Source organism: Nocardioides pini, from assembly GCF_026712185.1.
GTDB classification, from domain to species: domain Bacteria; phylum Actinomycetota; class Actinomycetes; order Propionibacteriales; family Nocardioidaceae; genus Nocardioides; species Nocardioides pini.
Window position 1 is genome coordinate 262,409 of sequence record NZ_JAPPUX010000002.1, and the last position, 16,370, is coordinate 278,778.

Consider the following 16,370-nt stretch of genomic DNA (forward strand, 5'->3'; position numbering starts at 1 on the left):
CTCCAGGACGTGGCTCACGCACCGCTCGGTGGCGTACGCCGGGCGCGGCGCTCAGGCGTGGGGGTCCGAGGTGGCGTCGGCCGTCCGGGTGCCCGCCATCTCGCCCCGGCCGAGCCGGCTGTGGGAGCGGCCGTAGGCGAAGTATACGACCAGCCCGATGGCCATCCAGACCAGGAAGCGGAACCAGGTCTCGGCGATGAGGTTGAGCATCAGGTAGCCGCACAGCAGCACCGACGCGGTGGCGACGACGTAGATCCCCGGCACGCGGAAGGCGCGGTGCAGGTCCGGGCGCGTCCTGCGCAGGACCAGCACGCCCACGCTGACGAGCATGAAGGCGAACAGCGTGCCGATGCTGACCAGGTCGCCCAGGGTCTCGAACGGCACGAAGCCGGACAGCAGCGAGACCATGATCGCGGTGAACGCGGTGATGCGGTAGGGCGTCCCGAACGTCGGGTGGACCTTCGCCAGGCCGACGGGCAGGAGCCCGTCGCGGGCCATCGCGAACGCGACCCGCGTCTGCCCCATCATCAGGATCAGCACGACGACGGTCAGCCCGATGGTGGCCCCGATCGCGATCAGGTCCGAGATCCAGTGCAACCCGATGTTCTCGAACGCCGTCGCCAGGGGTGCCGCGTCGTCGGGGTCGATGTCGCGGTAGGACTGCATGCCGGTGATCACGAGGGAGACCGCGACGTAGAGGACCGTCACGATGGCGAGCGAGCCCAGCACCCCGATCGGGACGTTGCGCTGGGGGTTCTTGGTCTCCTCGGCGGTGGTCGCCACGACGTCGAAGCCGATGAACGCGAAGAACACGATCGCGGCGCCGGCGATCACCCCGGCGATCCCGAAGACCGCCGGCTCGAGACCGAAGATGGAAGTGATCAGCGGCGTCTTCCAGACGGAGGCGTCCGCGCCGGAGGAGGGCTCGCTCGGCGGGATGAAGGGGGTGTAGTTGGCCGTCTTGACGTGCGCGACACCCACGATGATCACCAGGGCGACGACGCTCAGCTTGATCGCCACGACGATCTGGTTGACCCGGCTGGAGAGCTTGATGCCGCCGATCAGGACCGCGGCGCACACCAGGGTGATCACGATCGCCGGGAGGTTGACCACGCCGTCGCTGGCGGAGGCCAACGACGCCGGGATCTCCAGCGGTGTTCCGTCCAGCAGGGACTGGAGGTAGCCGGAGAAGCCGACGGCCAGCGCCGAGGCGCCGACCGTGAACTCCAGCACCAGGTCCCAGCCGATGATCCAGGCGATCAGCTCGCCGAAGGTGGCGTACGAGAACGTGTAGGCGCTGCCGGCGACCGGCACGGTCGAGGCGAACTCGGCGTAGCAGAGGGCCGCGAGCGCGCAGGCCAGCCCGGCGATGAGGAACGACACCGAGATCGCCGGCCCGGCGTTGGTCGCGGCGACCAGGCCGGTGTAGACGAAGATGCCGGCACCGATGATGACGCCGACGCCGAAGATCGTGAGGTCGAGCGCACCCAGGTTCTTCTTGAGGCGGTGCTCGGGCTCCTCGGTCTCGGCGATCGACTGCTCGACTGACTTGGTCCGGAAGAGACTCATCCCAGCAACCTAGGACCGCCGAGTCCCTACCGTCGAGTCATGTCGCGACGCGTCCCACCGACGGTCAGGCGGTGTGGTCGACCTCGACCACGGTGAGCCCGCGGTCGAGGGCGGTGACGTCCTCGACGATCGACCGCGCGAGCGTCTGCGCGTCGAGACCGATGCGCGCCAGGATCACGTCGCGCTTGGCGTGGTCGAGGAACTCCTGCGGGATGCCGTGCAGCCGGAACGGCGTCCGCACGCCCGCGTCGTTGAGCGCCTGCAGGAGGGTCGCCCCGCAGCCGCCGACGCGCCCGTTGTCCTCGACGCTGACCACGAGCCGGTGCTCGCGGGCGAGGTCGATCAGGGCGGGGTCGACCGGCTTGACCCAGCGCGGGTCCACGACGGTGACGCCGATGCCCTGGTCCGTCAGCCGCGACGCGACCTCGACCGCCGTGGTCGCCATCGACCCGACCGCGACGACCAGCACGTCGCGGTCACCGGAGCGGACGAGCACGTCGGCGCCGCCGACGCGGTCGATGGCCGGCACGTCCTCGGGCGGGGGTCCCTTGGGGAAGCGGACCACGGTCGGCGCGTCGTCGACCTGGACGGCCTCGTCGAGCAGCTCGTGCAGCCGCGTGACGTCACGGGGCGCGGCCAGCCGCAGGCCGGGGACGACCTGGAGGATCGACATGTCCCACATGCCGTTGTGGCTCGCGCCGTCGTCACCGGTGACGCCGGAGCGGTCCAGCACGAAGGTGACGCCACACTTGTGCAGCGCGACGTCCATCAGGACCTGGTCGAAGGCGCGGTTGAGGAAGGTCGCGTAGACCGCGAAGACGGGGTGGAGGCCGCCCATCGCGAGCCCCGCGGCCGAGGTGACGGCGTGCTGCTCGGCGATGCCGACGTCGAAGGTGCGCTCGGGGTACTTCTCGGCGAACACGTCGAGGCCGACGGGGTGCATCATCGCCGCCGTGATGGCGACGACGTCCTCGCGGCGGGCGCCGAGGCCCACGATGGCCTCGGAGAAGTGGTCGGTCCAGATCTTGCCCTTGGGCTTCTCCGCGCCGGTCTGGACGTCGAACGGCCCGGGCGCGTGGAACTGGTCGGCCTCGTGCCGCAGGGCGGGGTCGTAGCCCTGGCCCTTGCGCGTGAGCGCGTGGACGATGACGGGGCCGTCGAAGCGCTTGGCGTTGGCCAGCGCCTGCTCCATCGCGGCGCGGTCGTGGCCGTCCACCGGGCCGACGTACTTGAGGCCGAGGTCCTCGAACAGCCCCTGCGGGGCGAGGGCGTCCTTCATGCCCTTCTTGACCGCGTGGAGGGCGTCATAGGCGGCGTGCCCGACACCGGGCACCGCGTTGAGCCGCTTCTTGACCAGGTCGAGGACCTGCTCGTAGCGCGGGTTGGTGCGCAGCGAGGTGAGCGCCGTGGCGAGCCCACCGATGGTCGGGGTGTAGGACCGCTCGTTGTCGTTGACGACGATGACCAGGCGGCTCCTCTTCGCGATCGCGATGTTGTTGAGGGCCTCCCACGCCATGCCGCCGGTGAGGGCGCCGTCGCCGATCACCGCGACGACGTGCCGGTCCTCGCCCCGGATGGCGTAGGCCTTGGCCAGCCCGTCGGCGTAGGACAGGGCGGTGGAGGCGTGCGAGTTCTCGACGATGTCGTGCTCGGACTCGGCCTGGCTCGGGTAGCCGCTGATGCCACCCTCCTTGCGCAGGGTGGCGAAGTCGGCGTGGCGGCCGGTGACGAGCTTGTGGACATAGGACTGGTGACCGGTGTCGAAGACGACCCGGTCGCGCGGGGAGTCGAAGACCCGGTGGATGGCCAGCGTCAGCTCCACGACGCCGAGGTTGGGGCCGAGGTGTCCCGAGTTCGTCGCGACGGTGCGGATCATCACGTCGCGGATCTCGGCGGCGAGCTCGTCGAGCTGCTCCGCGGACAGCCCGCGGAGGTCGCGCGGGGATGCGATCGAGTCGAGGAGAGCCATGGGGCGAGAGTCTATTTCATGGGCGGTCGACGACCGCCACCGCCGGCTCGTGCAGGCTGCCCAGCCAGACCCGGCCGTCGTGCTCACGGACACCGGTGACCATGTGGTAGCCGGGACCGCGGTCGGGGCGTGGCAGGTCGAGGTCGTGCACGAGCCGCCCGTCGTCGTCGTAGGCCTGCACCCGGATCGTCTGCGCGGGCTTGGGCTGCAGCGCCTCGGGGATCCGCGTGACCGCCTTGCGCAGGAGCATCGGCGCCGTGCCGAGCCGCTCGACGAGGCCGTCCACCGGGCTCGCGATCGTCACCCAGATCAGCCCGTCGCTGCCCCGGCTGATGTTGTCGGGGTAGCCCGGGAGGTCCGTCACGAGGTGGTCGCGCTCCCCCGCGCGCGGGCCGGTCAGCCAGAGGCGTACGACGGTGCGACCGCGGCACTCGGCCACGGCGACGTACGACTCGTCGGCCGCGAGGGCGACCCCGTTGGCGAACGCCAGCCGGGAGAGCACCACCTCGACGGAACCGTCGGGGTCGCGGCGCAGGAGCCGGCCCGTGCGGGTGTGCCGGACGAAGTCGTCCTTCCAGCGGTCGACGCCGTGGTGCAGCGAGGAGTCGCTGAACCACACGGTGCCGTCGGCGGCGACCGCGGCGTTGTTGCAGAACCTCATCGGCTCGCCGCCGACCTCGCCGACGAGCACCTCGACGGCGCCCGTGCCGGGAGACACCCGCAGCAGGCCACGGCGCGCGTCGCAGACGACCAGGTCGCCGTCCGGCAGCAGCTCGATGCCCAGCGGGCGACCGCCGGTGTCGGCGACGCGCCGCGTGCTGCCGCTGGCCGGGTCGAGCGCCCAGATCGCCCCGTCCTCGGTGCCGGTCCAGACGGTGCCGTCGGGGGTGACGAGCACGTCCTCCGCGCCCATCGACGGGACGGGGTGCACGGTCAGCGCGCGGTCGCTCATGGCGCCATGCTGGCGTAGAGGTCACTGTCGAGGAAGGCCGGCACGATCTCGGCGGCCGCCGCGCTGAGGTCGAGGCCACGCGCGAGCGCCGGGTCGACGAAGACGATCTGCCGCCCCTCGCGGCAGTCGATGTCGGCGTCGGTCAGGTCGGTGGCGGCCACGAAGACCTGCATGACGTCCCAGGACCCGTAGGCCTCGCGGTGGTCGACCACGAACTCCCGGAAGAGCTGCAGGCCGCCGGACGCCAGGCGCACGCCGGTCTCCTCCTCGAGCTCGCGGTGCGCCGCGGGCTCGAAGTCCTCGCCGGGATCGACGTGGCCGCCGGCGAGCCCCCACTTCTCCGGGTCGATGCGCGGGAACTCGTCGCGCTCCTGCAGCAGGATCCACCCGCGAGGGTCGACGAGGATGACGCCGGCGAAGCGCCGCGGGTCGGTGCCGGGGTCGCGATCGCCGTGGGTGGCGTCGGGCGCGGATCGATGCATCCGGCGACCCTAGCCAGACCTCACATCCGCACCCGGTAGCGACGCCCGCGCAGCGCGTCCTCGACCAGGCCCACCTCGCGGCGTACGCCGAGCAGCCGGGCGTCCTCGAGCTGGAAGGTCTGGACGGCCGCGAGGACGACCGCCTCGTCGGCCACGTCCTTGAGGTCGCCGCGGATCTCGCTCAGGCCGCGGCGCGTGGCCAGCTGCTGGGCCTCGACGTGCAGCACCGCGAAGCGGGCCAGGACCACCACGTGCCGCCGCAGCCCGGGGAAGCGGCGGTAGTCGGGCGGGCAGAGGTCGAGGAGCCAGCTGGCCGCCGTGACCTCCCAGTCGGGTGCGTCGGGGGGTCGCACCTGCCGCGGCCAGCCCGGTGGTGCGACGCCGGCGTGCCCCGGCGGCGGGGTCGGCCGCCGGCGGGGCTGGGGTGCGGGGAACACGCCTCGAGTGTATCGAACGCCTGTTCGATCCGCTCACGTCGAGCGCAGTGCCTCCTCGATCTCGGCGAGATCGGGATCGCGCAGGCCGACGAGGTCGAGGCGCCACCAGACGTCGGGGTAGACCAGGCGACCGGTCATCCACTGCTCGTGCCCACCCAGCAGGAGCACCTGGCAGGCGGGATCGGGGATGCGGAGGGACGGGCGCTCGAGACCGTGGTCCGACGCGGCGCTCCAGCCGTGGCGGCCGTAGTAGTCGGGCGCGCCCTCGAGGAAGACCAGGGGCGACCCCAGCCCCTCGGCCACCCGGGGCACCTCCGCGAGCAGGCGACCGCCGATCCCCTGCCGCTGACGGCCGGGCGATACCGCGAGCGGACTCAGCACCAGGACGTCGACCAGACGCTCCCGGGCGTCGAGCCAGGCGCGCGAGAGGGCGACGCAGCCGACGACCTCGCCGTCCGACTCAGCGACGAGCTCGACCGCCATGTCCTCGACGCCGCGCAGGCGCGCCATCACGTCGTTGACCGACGCACCCTGGTCACCGAAGGCGGCCTCGACCAGCGCCTCCACCGCCGGGGTGTCGACGTCACCGGCCTCGCGGATCACGACGTCCACGGTCAACCCTCCAGGAAGGACCAGCGCACCTGGCGCTCGTCGTTGTCGACGTTGAGGTCGACCAGGCAGATGCTCTGCCAGGTGCCGAGCGCGAGACGCCCGCCCAGCACGGGCACCGTGCAGTGCGGCGGCACGATCGCGGGCATCACGTGCGAGCGCCCGTGGCCCGGCGAGCCGTGCCGGTGGCGCCACCGGTCGTCCAGCGGGAGCAGGTCTCGCAGCGACGCCAGCAGGTCGTCGTCGGACCCGGCGCCGGTCTCGATGACCGCGATGCCGGCGGTCGCGTGCGGCACGAACACCTGGAGCAGCCCGTCGCCCCGGTCGGCCACGAACTCGACGGCGTCCTGCGTGAGGTCGAGGACGACCTCCTCGCTGCCGGTGCGGTAGGTGCGGGTCTCACTGTGCATCGCGCAGCGCCTCCTCGATGCGCTCGACCTTCGCGGTCAGCTGGCCGTCGTAGCCGGGGCGGATGTCGGCCTTGAGCACCAGCCCGACCCGGGGCGACACCGCCGAGACCGCGTCGACGGCCCGCTTGACCACGCCCATCACCTCGTCCCACTCCCCCTCGATGTTGGTGAACATCGCGTTCGTCTCGTGCGGGAGCCCGGACTCGCGGACCACCCGGACGGCGGCCGCGACCGCGTCGGTGACCGAGCCGGTCGGGTCGCTGGACATCGGTGACAGGGAGAAGGCGACGATCATGCCGCCACGCTAGGGCACGCGGCGGCCGGCGTGTCCCGGCCTGGACTTCCTGGCGCGCTGACGGCCCTCGGCGGCGCGATCCCCGGATATCCGGGGATCGCGCGCACAACGTGGAAGATCCGGGTCACCTGGTGGCTCGGATCTTCCACGTTGTGGGTTTCCGGGACGGACCGGGCGCACGAGAAGGGGCCGATCAGGCGTCGGTGCCCTGCTCCGGAAGCGAGCCGTGCGGTGACGGCGTGCCGCCCCGGCAGCTGACCCCGAACTCCGGGGCGGTGTGGCCGTCGCCGTACTCCTCGAGGAAGAGACCGAGCCGCCGGTCGTCGGCGCCGTCGAGCCGCAGCTGCGCGCCCCAGACGGTGACCACGACGGGCGAGGGCAGGTCCTCGCGCGGCGACATGATGCCGTTGTCGGGCAGCTGGTCGGCGAGGACAGCCCGGTCGGCGTCGGACAGGTCCGGGTCGTGGGTGATCCACACGGTGCCGTGCTCGAGGTCGTGGACGGCGTTCTCGTCGCGGACCGGCTCGTCGTAGACCCCGCACGCCAGCCAGACCGGCGCGTGCGCACCGCCGGCCGGCGGGTCCTGGGGATAGGTGACGTCGTCCATGGTGTGCGCGCGGTCGGTGATCTCCCAGGTCTCGACGAGGGTCAGGTCGAGCGCCCGCTGGGCCCGTTCGTCGCCCCTGATGGCGCGGTCGACGAGCGGCGCGACCAACGCTGCGCCGAGCACGAGGGCCGACGCGACGGCCGCCAGCACCAGCGGCAGGCTGCGCCGAGGCCGCTGCTCCTCGACGGGTGCGTACGCCGCCTCCGGCAGGTCGTACGACGCCTCGGGCGGACCGTCGACGACGGGCCCGGGATCCCCCTGCCGCGCAGGACCGGGCGGGGTGTCGGCGTCGCTCACCGCGTCAGGCTAGCCAGTCAGCACAACGCTGCGCGCACGGACGGCAGCGGCCGCGCCCAGGTCGCCCTGGACGCGGCCGCGTCGTGGTTCGTGCCGGCTGCCGAGGTCAGCCGCGCAGCAGGTTGCGCAGGACGTACTGCATGATCCCGCCGTTGCGGTAGTAGTTGGCCTCGCCCGGGGTGTCGATGCGGACGGTGGCCTCGAACTCGCTGGCCTCGCCGTGCGCCTGGTCGGTGCCGGGCGCGGGCTCGACCTTGACCGTGACGGTCTTCGGCGTCGTGCCGTCGTTGAGCTCGGTGATGCCGCTGATCGAGATGACCTCGGCACCGGTGAGGCCCAGGTCGTCCGCGGTCTTGCCCTCGGGGAACTGCAGCGGGATGACGCCCATGCCGATCAGGTTGGAGCGGTGGATCCGCTCGTAGGACTCGGCGATGACGGCCTTCACGCCCAGCAGCGCGGTGCCCTTGGCGGCCCAGTCGCGCGAGGAGCCGGAGCCGTACTCCTTGCCGGCCAGGACGACGAGCGGGATGCCGGCCTCCTGGTAGCTCTGGCTGGCCTCGTAGACGCTGGTGACCTCTCCGTCCTTGGTGAAGTCCTTCGTCACGCCGCCCTCGGTGCCGGGCGCGATCTGGTTGCGCAGGCGGATGTTGGCGAAGGTGCCGCGGATCATGACCTCGTGGTTGCCTCGGCGCGAGCCGTAGGAGTTGAAGTCACGCTGCTCGACGCCGTGCTCGGCGAGGTACGTCCCGGCGGGGCTGTCCTTCTTGATGGCGCCGGCCGGGCTGATGTGGTCGGTCGTGACCGAGTCGCCGAGCTTGAGCAGGACGCGGGCGCCGACGATGTCGGAGACCGGCTCCGGCTCCTGCGGCATGCCGTCGAAGTACGGAGGACGGCGGACGTAGGTGGACTCGGCGTCCCACGCGAAGGTGTTGCCCTCCGGGGTGGGGAGCGACTGCCAGCGCTCGTCGCCCTTGAAGACGTCGGCGTAGGAGGAGCCGAACATGTCGGAGGTGATCGCCTGGGCGATCGTCTCCTCGACCTCCCGCGGGCTCGGCCAGATGTCCTTGAGGTAGACGTCGTTGCCGTCGGTGTCCTGCCCCAGCGGGTCGCCGAAGAGGTCGACGTCCATCGACCCGGCGAGGGCGTAGGCCACGACCAGCGGCGGGGACGCGAGGTAGTTCATCTTCACGTCGGGGTTGATCCGGCCCTCGAAGTTGCGGTTGCCCGACAGCACCGAGACGACCGCGAGGTCGGCCTCGTTGACGGCGGCCGACACCTCGGGGATGAGCGGGCCGGAGTTGCCGATGCAGGTGGTGCACCCGTAGCCGACGAGGTTGAAGCCGAGCTTGTCGAGGTAGGGCGTGAGACCGGCGCGGTCGTAGTAGTCGGAGACGACCTTGGAGCCCGGCGCGAGGGAGGTCTTGACCCACGGCTTGCGGGTCAGGCCCTTCTCGACGGCGTTCTTGGCCAGCAGTGCGGCGCCGATCATGACGCTCGGGTTGGAGGTGTTGGTGCACGAGGTGATCGCGGCGATCACGACGGCGCCGTGGTCGATCTCGACCTCCTGGCCGTCGAGCGACACGGTCGTCGGCTTGCTCGCGCGACCGGCGCCGTGCGGGGCGTCGGCGTGCACGGGCTTGCCGTTGCCGCCCTCGTGGCTCGGCGAGTCGGAGGCGGGGAAGGACTCCTCGACGGCCTCGTCGTAGCCGGTCGCCTCGGCGGCGTCGTCGGGGTCGGTGTCACCCTCGTCGACGTAGTCGACCAGCGCGGCGCGGAACGAGTCCTTCGCCACGGAGACCTCGACACGGTCCTGCGGACGCTTCGGGCCGGCCAGCGACGGCACGACGGTGGAGACGTCGAGCTCGAGCCGCTCGCTGTAGCGGGGCTCGGCGCTCGGGTCGTGCCAGAGGCCCTGCTCCTTGGCGTACGCCTCGACGAGGGCGAGCTGCTCCTCCGAGCGGCCGGTCATGCGCAGGTAGTCGACGGTCTGGTCGTCGATCGGGAAGACGGCGATGGTCGAGCCGAACTCGGGGCTCATGTTGCCGATGGTGGCGCGGTTGGCCAGGGGCAGCGCGGAGACGCCCTCGCCGTAGAACTCGACGAACTTGCCGACCACGCCGTGCTCACGCAGCATCTCGGTGATCGTCAGCACGAGGTCGGTGGCGGTGGAGCCCTCGGGCAGCTCGCCGGACAGCTTGAAGCCCACCACGCGCGGGATCAGCATCGAGACCGGCTGGCCGAGCATCGCGGCCTCGGCCTCGATGCCACCGACGCCCCAGCCGACCACGCCGATGCCGTTGACCATCGTGGTGTGGGAGTCGGTGCCGACGCAGGTGTCGGGGTAGGCCACGCCGTCGCGGACCATGACCACGCGGGCGAGGTGCTCGATGTTGACCTGGTGGACGATGCCGGTGCCCGGGGGGACGACCTTGAAGTCGTCGAAGGCACCCTGGCCCCAGCGCAGGAACTGGTAGCGCTCGCGGTTGCGCTCGTACTCGATCTCGACGTTGCGCTCGAAGGCGTCGGCGGAGCCGAAGACGTCGGCGATGACCGAGTGGTCGATGACCATCTCGGCGGGCGCGAGCGGGTTGATCTTGGTGGCGTCGCCGCCGAGCTCGGCCATCGCCTCGCGCATGGTGGCGAGGTCGACGACGCAGGGGACGCCGGTGAAGTCCTGCATGATCACGCGGGCGGGCGTGAACTGGATCTCCTGGTCGGGCGTGGCGCTGGCGTCCCAGCCGGCGATCGCCTTGATGTGGTCGGCGGTGATGTCTGCGCCGTCCTCGGTGCGGAGCAGGTTCTCCAGCAGCACCTTCAGCGAGAAGGGAAGGCTCTGGACGTCGAGCCCCTCACCCTCGACCGCGTCGAGTCGGTAGATCTCGTAGGACTGTCCGTCCACGTCCAGGGTGCCCTTGGCACCGAAGCTGTCCTGACTGGCCATCAGCCACATCTCCTCGGGAGTTCGCGGGTTCGCTTCCATCTTGCCGTCGCACCCGGAGGCGCGGGAAGTCAGGCGACCCTAGTTCCGGCGTCAACTTGTCTCGACGTCAAGATACACGATGTCGAGGGGGTGGACCAACCGTACGTCGCCGCGTGTCGGTGCGTCCCCACCCCTGCGGGCCCTAGGCTCCGGCGGTGCCCATGCTCCTGCACCTCAACGGTCCCTCGGGCGTCGGCAAGTCGACGCTCGCCCGCGCGCACGCCGCCCGCCACCCGGGCACGCTGGTGTGCGACATCGACGAGCTGCGCTCCTGGGTCTCGGGCTGGGAGGAGGACTTCGTCGGGACCGGCGAGGCGGTGCGGGCCACGGCGCTCGCCATGCTCACCGCCTACCTCGGCACCGGCCGCGACGTGGTGCTGCCCCAGCTCATCGTCACGCCCGCCCAGGTCGAGCGCTTCGAGGCCGCCGCGGCGGCGGCAGGGGCGACGTACGTCGGCGTGGTGCTCGACGTCGCGCCGGACGTGCTCCTCCCCCGGCTCCACGGCCGCACACGCACCCCGGTCACGGACGTGGTCGCGCGGATCATCGAGGAGCGCGGCGGCGACGACCTGGTGCTCGAGGGGCGGCTCCAGCTGCTCGACCTCGCCCGCCGGCACGGCTGGGACGTGGTCGACGCGACCGGGTGCGACGCGGCCCTCGTCGCGCTGTCGGACCTGGTGGCGGCCCGACGCTGACGGCCGTCAGTCGATCCCGGCCATCTGGTCGAGGCGTTGGAGCAGGTCGTGGGCGGCCAGCTCCACGGCCTTGTGCCGCCACTCCGACGCCCGGTAGACGCACGCGATGAGACCGGACCGGTGCACCCGCCTGAGGTCGCCGTAGACGAACGCGTAGCGCGCCTTCGTCCCGTCGTTCGCCCCCTGGGTGAGGCCGAGGTGCCACTCGCCGTAGTCGTCCCACGAGTGGCGCTCGAGGTAGGCGTTCTCCGCGTCCGCCCGCGGCTGCACCTCGCCCCAGTCGCTGTCGAGGACGTACTGCCGCGCGTCGATCAGCCGGCGCGCGTGGGCGACGGCGGCCGGGTTGACGTCGTACGTGGCCATGGGGCCAGCCTCCCGCCGCGTCCGGGGCGTGGCAAGCACTCAGCGGCGGCGGGGCTCCAGCAGCGCGACGCACTCGACGTGGTGCGTCATCGGGAACAGGTCGAAGGCGCGGACCGCGGTGAGCTCGTAGTCGTGCTCGGCGAAGATCGCGACGTCCCGGCCGAGCGCGGCGGGGTCGCAGGCGACGTACGCCACCGCACGGGGGCGGCGGTCGACCACCTGCTCCACGACGGCGCGCCTGGCGCCCTCCCGGGGCGGGTCGAGGACGACGAGGTCGAAGGGCTCGTCGAGGCCCGAGCGCAGCACCCGGTCGGTCGGACCGCACTCGACGACCGCGCCCTTCAGGGCGGACAGGTTCCCGCGGGCGTGCTGGCAGGCCGAGCGGTCGGCCTCGACGGCCACGACCCGCGCCCCGGTCCGCTCGCCGACGAAGCGTGCGAAGAGGCCCACGCCGGCGTAGAGGTCGAGCGCGCGCTCGCCGGGCCTGGGGTCGAGCAGGTCGAGCACCGTCCCGACCAGGACGCGCGGCGCCTCGGGGTGCACCTGCCAGAAGCCGTCGGCGGCGACGGAGAAGGGGAACGACGTGTCGCCGACGACGACGTCGTGGGTGACCGGGTCCCGTGACGGGCGCGGGGCGCCCTCCTCGACCGGCGGCTGGCCGGCGGCGTCGTCGGGGCGCGCGCCCTCGGCGGCGATCAGGCAGTCGTCGACCGCGACGAGCTCGTGGGAGCGGTGCGCCCGCATGGCCGGCCGGCCGTCCGGCAGGACGGCGTACCGCTGGCGGGTGCGCCACCGCAGCCCGTCGTCGTCGCGCCCCGCGAGGGGCACGGCCTCGACCTGCAGCCCGGTGACGAGGTCGGACCCGGCGTCGAGGCGGCCGAGGCGGACCAGCTGCTCGCGCACGACGGCGGTCTTGAGGTCGCGCTGCGCGGGCAGCGCGACGTGCTGGAAGTCGCAGCCGCCGCACCGCCCCGGCCCGGCGTAGGGGCACGGCGCCTCGACGCGGTCGGTGGACGGTGCGTCGACCCGGACGGCGTCACCACGCCAGAACCGGTCGCCGTCGGTGCCCTCGGTGATCTCGACGACCACCCGCTCCCCCGGCAGGGCGTGGCGCACGAACACGACGCGGGCGTCGGGCTCCGGGAGCCGTGCGACGCAGTGCCCACCGTGGGCGACGGGCCCGACCTCGACCTCGTGGCGCTCCCCGACCCGCGACCGGCCGCGGGCCCGGCGGGGACGGTTGTGGCGGCTCACCTGTCGTCGACCTGCCGGTCGGTGCGCGAGGCGACGCGGCCACGGCGCAGGTCGCCCGCGTGCACCCGCACCTCGTCGCGGCGGCGCTCCTCGGCCATCTGCGAGGACCGCAGCTGGTAGGGCACCGAGATGACCATGACACCGGGGGTGAAGAGCAGGCGTCCCTTGAGCCGGAGCGCCGTCTGGTTGTGGAGCAGCTGCTCCCACCAGCGCCCGACGACGTACTCGGGGATGTAGACCGCGACGACGCCGCGCGGGCTGGCGCGGCGGATCTCCTGGGTGTACTCCACGATCGGGCGCACGACCTCGCGGTAGGGCGAGTGGAGCACCTTGAGCGGGATGTCGAGGTGCCGCTCGTCCCACTCCTCCAGCAGCCGGCTCGTCGCCCCGGCGTCGATGCTGACGTAGATCGCCTCGAGGACGTTGGGTCGGGTCGCCCGGGCGAACGCCAGGGCCCGGAGGGTCGGCTTGTGGAGCTTGGACGCCAGCACGATCGCGTGGACCCGGGTCGGCATCACCTTGTCCTGCTCGTCCGCCGCGAGCTCGAGCTCGACGCGCGCGTAGTGGCGTCCGATGGCCTGCATGAGGAGGAAGAAGAAGCCCATCGCCAGGATCGTGATCCACGCGCCGGCGAGGAACTTGGTCATCAGCACGATCGCCAGGACGACCGCGGTCATCCCGAGGCCGAAGGTGTTGATGGCCCGCGAGCGCATCATCCGCCGGCGTACGGCCGGGTCCTGCTCCGTGCGCAGGTGGCGGGTCCAGTGGCGGATCATGCCGAGCTGGCTGAGGTTGAAGGAGACGAAGACGCCGACGATGTAGAGCTGGATGAGCTTGGTCGTCTCGGCGTCGAAGATCCAGATCAGCAGGATCGACATGGCCGCCAGGAACACGATGCCGTTGCTGTAGGCGAGCCGGTCGCCGCGCGAGCCGAGCGAGCGGGGCGCCAGGCCGTCCTGGGCGAGGATCGAGCCGAGGACCGGGAAGCCGTTGAACGCCGTGTTGGCCGCCAGCACGAGGATGATGCCCGTGACGGTGAGCACGAAGTAGAAGCCGGGCGGGAACTGGTCGAACACCCCGGCCGCGATCTGCGCGATCACCGGGTGCTGCTCGTAGCCCTCGGGAAGCGCATCGCCGGTCGCCGTCCGCAACCGGTCGAGCTCGTGCGGGTCGACGTACTTGATGGCCATCTGGTTCGCCAGCACGATGACGCTCATCATCATCGAGATCGCGATCAGGCCGAGCAGCAGCAGCGTGGACGCCGCGTTGCGGCTCTTGGGCTTGCGGAAGGCGGGCACGCCGTTGCTGATCGCCTCGACGCCGGTGAGCGCCGCACACCCGGAGGAGAACGCCCGCGCCAGCAGGAACATCAGGCCGATCTGGGTGAGCGGCTCCCCCCACCCGGGCTGGGGAACGATGGTGAGGTGGGCGCTCTCCGCCTCGGGCAGGTCGCCCGCGAGCAGACGCATCAGCCCGTAGGCGCACATGCCGAGGATCGCGACCATGAAGAGGTAGGTCGGCACGGCGAAGAACGAGCCGGACTCCCGCACCCCGCGCAGGTTCATCGCCGTCAGCAGGACGACCGCGACGACCGCGACGGTCGCCTCGTGGCCGATCAGCCCGTTGATCGCCCCGGCGGCGTACTGCGCGGCCGACGAGATCGACACCGCCACGGTGAGCACGTAGTCGACGAGCAGGGCGCTCGCCACCGTCACGCCGGCGTTGCGGCCGAGGTTGACGGTCGCGACCTCGTAGTCGCCGCCACCCGAGGGGTAGGCGTGCACGGTCTGGCGGTAGCTGGCCACCACGGTGAGCATCACGACAGCGACGGCGATGCCGATCTTCCAGGACCAGACGTAGGTCGAGGCGCCCGCCACTGCCAGCATGATGAAGATCTCGTCCGGGGCGTACGCCACCGAGGACAGCGCGTCGCTGGCGAACACCGGCAGCGCGATCCGCTTCGGGAGGAGTGTCTCCCCCAGCTGGCTGCTGCGGAGCTTGCGGCCCAGCAGGATCCGCTTGGACACGTCACTGACACTCACGGGCGCGAGCCTAGACCCGCAGCGGCCGGGATCCCCGCTGGGATACGGTTCGGGCGTGCACGTCGTGATCATGGGTTGTGGCCGCGTCGGTTCGACGCTTGCCCGTAGCCTCGAGGACCGCAACCACACCGTGTCCGTCATCGACAGCGAGCCCGATGCGTTCCGGCGCCTCGGCCCGGAGTTCAACGGCGACAAGGTCACGGGCTACGGCTTCGACCAGCAGGTGCTGGAGAAGGCCGGGATCCGCCGCGCCGATGCCTTCGCCGCGGTCTCGAGCGGTGACAACTCCAACATCATCGCGGCGCGGGTGGCCCGGGAGACCTTCGGCCTCCAGCAGGTCGTGGCCCGCATCTACGACCCCGGTCGCGCCGAGGTCTACCAGCGCCTCGGCATCACCACGGTGGCGACGGTGAAGTGGACCGCCGACCAGATCCTGCGTCGCATCCTGCCGGCCGGCGCCGAGCCCGACTTCCGCGACCCGTCAGGCACGATCCGCGTCGACCACATCCCCGTCCCGGAGTCCTGGATCGGCAACCGGACCGTGGAGTTCCAGATGCAGTCGCGCAGCCGGATCGCCTGGATCGACCGGCTCGGCGAGGGCATGCTGCCCACGCGCGAGACGGTCCTGCAGGAGGGCGACATGCTGCACATCGTCATCCGCGAGGAGAACGCCGCCCACGCCTACGCCGTGCTCGAGTCCGGGCCGGACGACGACTGAAGGAACTGACACATGCGCGTCGCCATCGCCGGAGCCGGAGCCGTGGGTCGATCCATCGCCCGCGAGCTGATCGAGAACGGTCACCAGATCCTGCTCATCGACAAGAGCCCGTCGGCGATCCGTCCCGAGCGGGTGCCCAACGCCGAGTGGCTGCTCGCCGACTCCTGCGAGCTGTCCTCCCTGGCCGAGGCCCAGCTCGGCAAGTGCGACGTGGTCATCGCCGCGACCGGTGACGACAAGGCCAACCTGGTCACCTCGCTGCTGGCGAAGACCGAGTTCGGCGTCCCGCGCACCGTCGGTCGGGTCAACCACCCCAACAACGAGTGGCTCTTCACCGAGGCCTGGGGTGTCGACGTCAACGTCTCCACCCCTCGCATCATGTCCGCGCTCGTGGAGGAGGCCGTGTCGATCGGCGACCTCGTGCGCCTGTTCACGTTCCGCCAGGGCAACGCCAACCTGGTCGAGCTGACCCTGTCGGCGGACTCCCCCTACGTCGGCACGCCCGCCGGTCTGGTGCCGTTCCCGGACAACTGCGCCCTGGTCACGATCCTGCGCGACGGGCAGGTCTACACCCCCGAGGCCGAGCAGCCGCTCGAGTCCGGCGACGAGCTGCTGTTCGTCGTGCCGGCCGAGGTGGAGTCCGAGCTCGAGCACCTGCTCTCCCCCGGCCACCACCCGGGCTGAGCCCGGC

16 protein-coding genes are annotated in these 16,370 nt (G+C 71.7%); 3 read left to right on the forward strand and 13 right to left on the reverse strand.

All coding sequences use genetic code 11. From position 1 onward, the window contains the following. Positions 1-51: 51 nt before the first annotated feature. The 10 genes from NYO98_RS07460 to NYO98_RS07505 form a co-directional block, all read right to left on the reverse strand. Positions 52-1,569, reverse strand: coding sequence for an amino acid permease (locus tag NYO98_RS07460; protein ID WP_268110934.1), 1,518 nt, complete (start codon positions 1,567-1,569; stop codon positions 52-54). A gap of 64 nt (positions 1,570-1,633) precedes the next feature. Further along, positions 1,634-3,538: a 1-deoxy-D-xylulose-5-phosphate synthase gene (gene dxs, locus NYO98_RS07465; protein WP_268110935.1), complete on the reverse strand. Its 1,905-nt coding sequence runs from the start codon at positions 3,536-3,538 to the stop codon at positions 1,634-1,636. A gap of 16 nt (positions 3,539-3,554) precedes the next feature. After that, on the reverse strand, positions 3,555-4,490 hold the full coding sequence (locus NYO98_RS07470) for an SMP-30/gluconolactonase/LRE family protein (RefSeq protein WP_268110936.1): 936 nt from the start codon (positions 4,488-4,490) through the stop codon (positions 3,555-3,557). Beyond that, positions 4,487-4,972, reverse strand: coding sequence for an NUDIX domain-containing protein (locus NYO98_RS07475; RefSeq protein WP_268110938.1), 486 nt, complete (start codon positions 4,970-4,972; stop codon positions 4,487-4,489). The genes NYO98_RS07470 and NYO98_RS07475 overlap by 4 nt, the downstream gene beginning before the upstream one ends. Positions 4,973-4,992: 20 nt before the next feature. Next, the gene (locus tag NYO98_RS07480; RefSeq protein ID WP_268110939.1) at positions 4,993-5,409 is read right to left on the reverse strand and encodes a hypothetical protein; all 417 of its coding nucleotides are present in this window, start codon (positions 5,407-5,409) and stop codon (positions 4,993-4,995) included. 33 nt (positions 5,410-5,442) lie between these two features. Beyond that, a complete protein-coding gene (locus NYO98_RS07485; RefSeq protein WP_268110941.1) occupies positions 5,443-6,021 on the reverse strand; it encodes a GNAT family N-acetyltransferase in 579 nt (192 codons plus the stop codon). A gap of 2 nt (positions 6,022-6,023) precedes the next feature. Further along, positions 6,024-6,428: a YjbQ family protein gene (locus NYO98_RS07490; protein WP_268110942.1), complete on the reverse strand. Its 405-nt coding sequence runs from the start codon at positions 6,426-6,428 to the stop codon at positions 6,024-6,026. Continuing rightward, positions 6,418-6,723, reverse strand: a complete 306-nt coding sequence (locus tag NYO98_RS07495) for a thiamine-binding protein (RefSeq protein WP_268110943.1) — start codon at positions 6,721-6,723, stop codon at positions 6,418-6,420. The genes NYO98_RS07490 and NYO98_RS07495 overlap by 11 nt, the downstream gene beginning before the upstream one ends. Positions 6,724-6,916: 193 nt before the next feature. Then, complete coding sequence (locus NYO98_RS07500) at positions 6,917-7,627, reverse strand: DUF3105 domain-containing protein (RefSeq protein WP_268110945.1); 711 nt, start codon at positions 7,625-7,627, stop codon at positions 6,917-6,919. A 106-nt stretch (positions 7,628-7,733) separates the two neighbouring features. Next, positions 7,734-10,568 (reverse strand): aconitate hydratase, encoded by a 2,835-nt coding sequence (locus tag NYO98_RS07505; protein ID WP_268110946.1) that lies wholly within the window; start codon positions 10,566-10,568, stop codon positions 7,734-7,736. Positions 10,569-10,768: 200 nt separating this feature from the next. On the opposite strand from NYO98_RS07505, the gene NYO98_RS07510 reads away from it, so the two are divergent. Continuing rightward, positions 10,769-11,302 (forward strand): AAA family ATPase, encoded by a 534-nt coding sequence (locus NYO98_RS07510; RefSeq protein ID WP_268111436.1) that lies wholly within the window; start codon positions 10,769-10,771, stop codon positions 11,300-11,302. Between the two features lie 6 nt (positions 11,303-11,308). Here NYO98_RS07510 and NYO98_RS07515 read toward each other — a convergent pair whose 3' ends face one another. From NYO98_RS07515 to NYO98_RS07525, 3 genes are read right to left on the reverse strand one after another with little or no spacing between them, the layout of a single operon-like run. Further along, positions 11,309-11,665 carry a hypothetical protein gene (locus NYO98_RS07515; protein WP_268110947.1) on the reverse strand — a complete coding sequence of 119 codons (357 nt, stop codon included), beginning with the start codon at positions 11,663-11,665 and terminating at the stop codon, positions 11,309-11,311. A gap of 39 nt (positions 11,666-11,704) precedes the next feature. Then, entirely contained in the window at positions 11,705-12,919 is a 1,215-nt protein-coding gene (locus NYO98_RS07520) for a class I SAM-dependent RNA methyltransferase (RefSeq protein WP_268110948.1), read from the reverse strand. Beyond that, complete coding sequence (locus NYO98_RS07525; RefSeq protein WP_268110949.1) at positions 12,916-14,961, reverse strand: APC family permease; 2,046 nt, start codon at positions 14,959-14,961, stop codon at positions 12,916-12,918. The genes NYO98_RS07520 and NYO98_RS07525 overlap by 4 nt, the downstream gene beginning before the upstream one ends. A gap of 55 nt (positions 14,962-15,016) precedes the next feature. Between NYO98_RS07525 and NYO98_RS07530 the strand changes: the two genes are divergently transcribed. Both NYO98_RS07530 and NYO98_RS07535 read left to right on the forward strand, forming a co-directional pair. Beyond that, complete coding sequence (locus tag NYO98_RS07530; RefSeq protein WP_268110950.1) at positions 15,017-15,679, forward strand: potassium channel family protein; 663 nt, start codon at positions 15,017-15,019, stop codon at positions 15,677-15,679. A 12-nt stretch (positions 15,680-15,691) separates the two neighbouring features. Then, positions 15,692-16,363 (forward strand): potassium channel family protein, encoded by a 672-nt coding sequence (locus NYO98_RS07535; RefSeq protein ID WP_191195723.1) that lies wholly within the window; start codon positions 15,692-15,694, stop codon positions 16,361-16,363. Positions 16,364-16,370: the final 7 nt, after the last annotated feature.